This window comes from Propionivibrio sp., from assembly GCF_049316945.1.
Classification (GTDB): Bacteria; Pseudomonadota; Gammaproteobacteria; order Burkholderiales; family Rhodocyclaceae; genus Propionivibrio.
The window spans coordinates 1-3,517 of record NZ_JBMOJE010000261.1 but is presented as its reverse complement, the minus strand read 5'-3'; the positions used below and the strand labels follow the sequence as shown (position 1 = coordinate 3,517).

At 53.0% G+C, this 3,517-nt stretch carries 4 protein-coding genes; all 4 read left to right on the top strand.

What is annotated here, in order from left to right; translation table 11 throughout:
* Nucleotides 1–224: 224 nt before the first annotated feature.
* A complete protein-coding gene (locus ACOYNV_RS26685; RefSeq protein WP_422902852.1) occupies nucleotides 225–1,613 on the top strand; it encodes an integrase in 1,389 nt (462 codons plus the stop codon).
* A gap of 9 nt (nucleotides 1,614–1,622) precedes the next feature.
* Complete coding sequence (locus tag ACOYNV_RS26680) at nucleotides 1,623–1,946, top strand: type II toxin-antitoxin system RelE/ParE family toxin (RefSeq protein WP_422902851.1); 324 nt, start codon at nucleotides 1,623–1,625, stop codon at nucleotides 1,944–1,946.
* Entirely contained in the window at nucleotides 1,943–2,245 is a 303-nt protein-coding gene (locus ACOYNV_RS26675) for an addiction module antidote protein (protein WP_422902850.1), read from the top strand. Before ACOYNV_RS26680 ends, ACOYNV_RS26675 begins: the two co-directional genes overlap by 4 nt.
* Nucleotides 2,246–2,346: 101 nt before the next feature.
* Nucleotides 2,347–3,231, top strand: a complete 885-nt coding sequence (locus ACOYNV_RS26670) for a hypothetical protein (RefSeq protein ID WP_422902849.1) — start codon at nucleotides 2,347–2,349, stop codon at nucleotides 3,229–3,231.
* Nucleotides 3,232–3,517: the final 286 nt, after the last annotated feature.

Genomic DNA, 3,517 nt, shown 5'->3' with positions numbered 1-3,517 from the left:
TCTGTATTGGTGCCGGAGAGATGAATCGAACACCCGACCTTCTCATTACGAATGACAAGAAATAATTATTCATCCGTGTTGATTTGAGTATTATAATCAATATAAATCAATGACTTACGGCGATTGAACTGGTTACAACAACAGCCGACGTGTTGATTCAAATGCGCCAAAATAGCCGATAGTTGGCGGCATAGCGCAGGTATGGAGTCAACTGGAGGTGACCGATGGCACGACCAAAGAAGGATCAAGCGCCCGATTTGAAGGTGGCGCATGAGTTGAGCGTGGGGCTAATCGAGCGACTGACCTGCCCGCCAGGCGTGCCTAAGGCTTTTCTGCGCGATAAGGATGTGACCGGGCTACGAGTGCGAGTTACGGTCAGTGGTGCCAAGTCGTTCGTGTACGAAGCAAAGCTGCAAGGTAAAGCCATCAGCCGGACGCTTGGAGCGGTTTCATTGATGAGCATCCCGGAAGCCAAAATCCAAGCCCGCGAACTGGCTAGGATTGTCAAAAACAACAAGCAAGACCCCCGCGAGTTAGAGCGCCAGGAAGTGGCCGAAAAAGTAGCTGCCAACGCTGCAAGCTCTGCACAAATGGAGGCCGACAGGGTGAAGGCCACGACGGTTGGCGACATTTGGCCGCGTTACTTGCAAGAAGGTAAACCTAAACGGAAAGACGCATGGAAGCCTAGCTATCGAGCTTCATTGCACACAATGTCCACGTCCGGCGGCGTAAAGAAAAAGAGAGGGAAAGGGTTGACTCGACCAGGGCCGATCTTTCCACTGTTGTCTCTGAAATTGGGTGATGTGACCGAGGATGTTCTCCAAATCTGGTTCGAGCTCGAATCCGTTGCAGGTAAGCACCAAGCAACCCGCGCCCTGATGATGTTCAGGGGGTTTCTGCGCTGGTGCTCCGCCCGGCCAGAGTACCGCAAGCTGATAGACCGCGACGCCGGTAAAGCACCTGCCATTCTGGAAAACCTGCCACCCAACACCAAGCGCACTGATGCCCTGCAAAGTGCACAGATCAAGGGATGGTGGGCGGCTGCCGAGCAACTTGGTAACCGCACCGCCAGCGTGTACCTACGGGCGCTGCTGCTAACTGGAGCGCGGCGAGAGGAACTGGCCTCACTTACTTGGGCGAATGTGGATTTCCGATGGAAGAAGCTAACGCTTGCGGACAAGGTGGACGAAACACGCACGATCCCGCTGACACCTTACTTGGCGAGACTGCTGGCAACCCTACCCAGGGCGATGGACGCCGAAGACAAGGCAAACCCATTTGTGTTCGCCAGCACCGGCAAGAAAGGGCGCATTGTTGATGTTCGTTCCAGTTTAGAAACGGTGTTGTCGGAATCGGGAATTGAATACCTGACCTTCCACGGTCTGCGCCGATCCTTCACGCAGCGGGCGAGGGCAGTTGTGCCTGCCGGTGCAGCGGCCCAAATTCAAGGGCACAAGCCATCTGCAACCGCAGACGGGTACGACATTTTGGCCCTTGATGAATTGCGACCGTATGCCGAACGAATCGAGGCATGGATTCTGGAGCAGGCCGGGATTAAATTTGATGCCAAAGCAGAGCCGGGTAAGTTGCAGTTGGTGGCCGGTACGATTTAAGATACCATTATGGAACTTCGATATTACACGGACGCACAGGGTAGGGCGCCGTTGACCGAATGGATTGATGACCTGAAAGATATTCGGGCAAGGGCGCAGATACGGGCACGACTGGCACGGGTGGCCTCCGGAAACTTTGGGGACTGCAAACCTTTGCGTGATGGCGTGCAGGAATTGAAGATTGACTATGGGCCAGGTTATCGCGTGTACCTGAGCAAGCAGGGCCCGAAGTTGGTGTTGCTGCTGTGCGGCAGTGATAAGACCGACCAGAGCCGTGCCATTAAGCAGGCCATTGATTACTTGAACGACTGGAAGCAAAGGGGCAAACCGTGAATGCACCGCGTGATGCGAGTTTCGACGACTACTTGGGCGGCGTGTTGAAAGACCCCGCCGAAGCGGCAGCCTACATGGAGGCTGTGATGGAGCTTGACGACCCTGCCGCGCTGCTGGTGGCACTGCGACAGGTTGCCAAAGCGCACGGTATGGCAGAGGTGGCACGCCGCGCCAATGTGGGCGACAAGGTGCTATTCAAGGCATTGAGTGCCGAAGGGAACCCGACGCTGGCCACGGTTCACAAGGTGTTGCACGCTGTTGGACTTCGCCTGAGCGTGATACCGGAACACGCGGCATAAAGCAGTTTGCCCCAGCTAGACCCGCTTCGAAACCGGGTCGAAGAACCAGTCCTCCCTTGGCCTGCTGGGTCATCCTGATTGGGGGATGCACGGGAGGTGCTATGGCCACAAATGCTGAAAACAATTCGGAACCTCAGCGATATTCTGAATCAGATTTGAAAAAGCTTAAGACGTGGTCTCTTGAATCGCGCGCACATCAAGCCCTCAAAGATTACCGTGTCAAGTGGGAAGCTGTGCGGGATGAGCCAAGCAGCACACCGGCAGATGTGCGACTCGCATGTTTGATTCTTAATCAGCCGCCCGAAGCTGAACAACGCCGAATCGAAGCTGAGTCACGGATATGGACCCATGAATCGGAATTGCGCGATTTGATCGCCGAACTTCATCCCGGAGAAGATGGTGGGCTGATGTTGAAAAAACTCGATGCGTTTGTGAAGGATGAGAACACCAGAATATTGGTAGCGGAGTTGGCCGTCAAACATGCTGATGAACACTTGTCCGCAGAGAAAAGCAACAAGGCCGAGATCGCCAAAAAAATAGATAACGAGATTTATGCATTTTTCCCGCTGCACACTATTGAGGGTGGCGACGGTCGTGTGAAGCGTCTGCAGTGGGTCGCGGCGCCAGAACCGAACATTACTACACCTGTGCCAGCACAGACCACCGCAACGCCTACGCCGGCTGCATCTAATGGCCCTTCAAAGTCAAACAAGACATCAACGACTTTGATATTTGAGGCAAAAGTGATTGAGCTCATGGGAAAATTTTGGAATGACAAACCAGCCAACACTAAGCCAAACAAAAGTGACCTATGCAAAAAAGTGTACGCTGAGATGTTGCGTGGATCGATAAGAGGCTCGCGGGCATTTACTGAGGGCATGGTGCGCGACGCTGCGAAGCCGTGGAAGTTTCCGATTGATTTGCCTACGTTTGTGCAGGACTCAAAATTTAATGAAAAGCGCCACCCGTTCAAGGGCGAAAAATAGGATGGGGAACCGGGGTTCCCCGAATCCCCATAAACGAATCAACATAAAACAGCACTAACGCTCCTGGTTTGATAGCAGTAAACCATTGTTTTTAAATGTGTTTTTTGGTTTTTTCGTCTACTGCTTTTTATTTGCGCTAATTATTGCAAATCACGATGGTTTCTCTCAACCCCTGCCGGTAAGTGTTGTTGGTGGCAGGGTGATGTTGGAGAGTCCATGCAAACTGCTACCCATTCAAGCATCAAAAAGATGCGCGATGTTTCTATCCCTAAGAGCCTTAAACCGA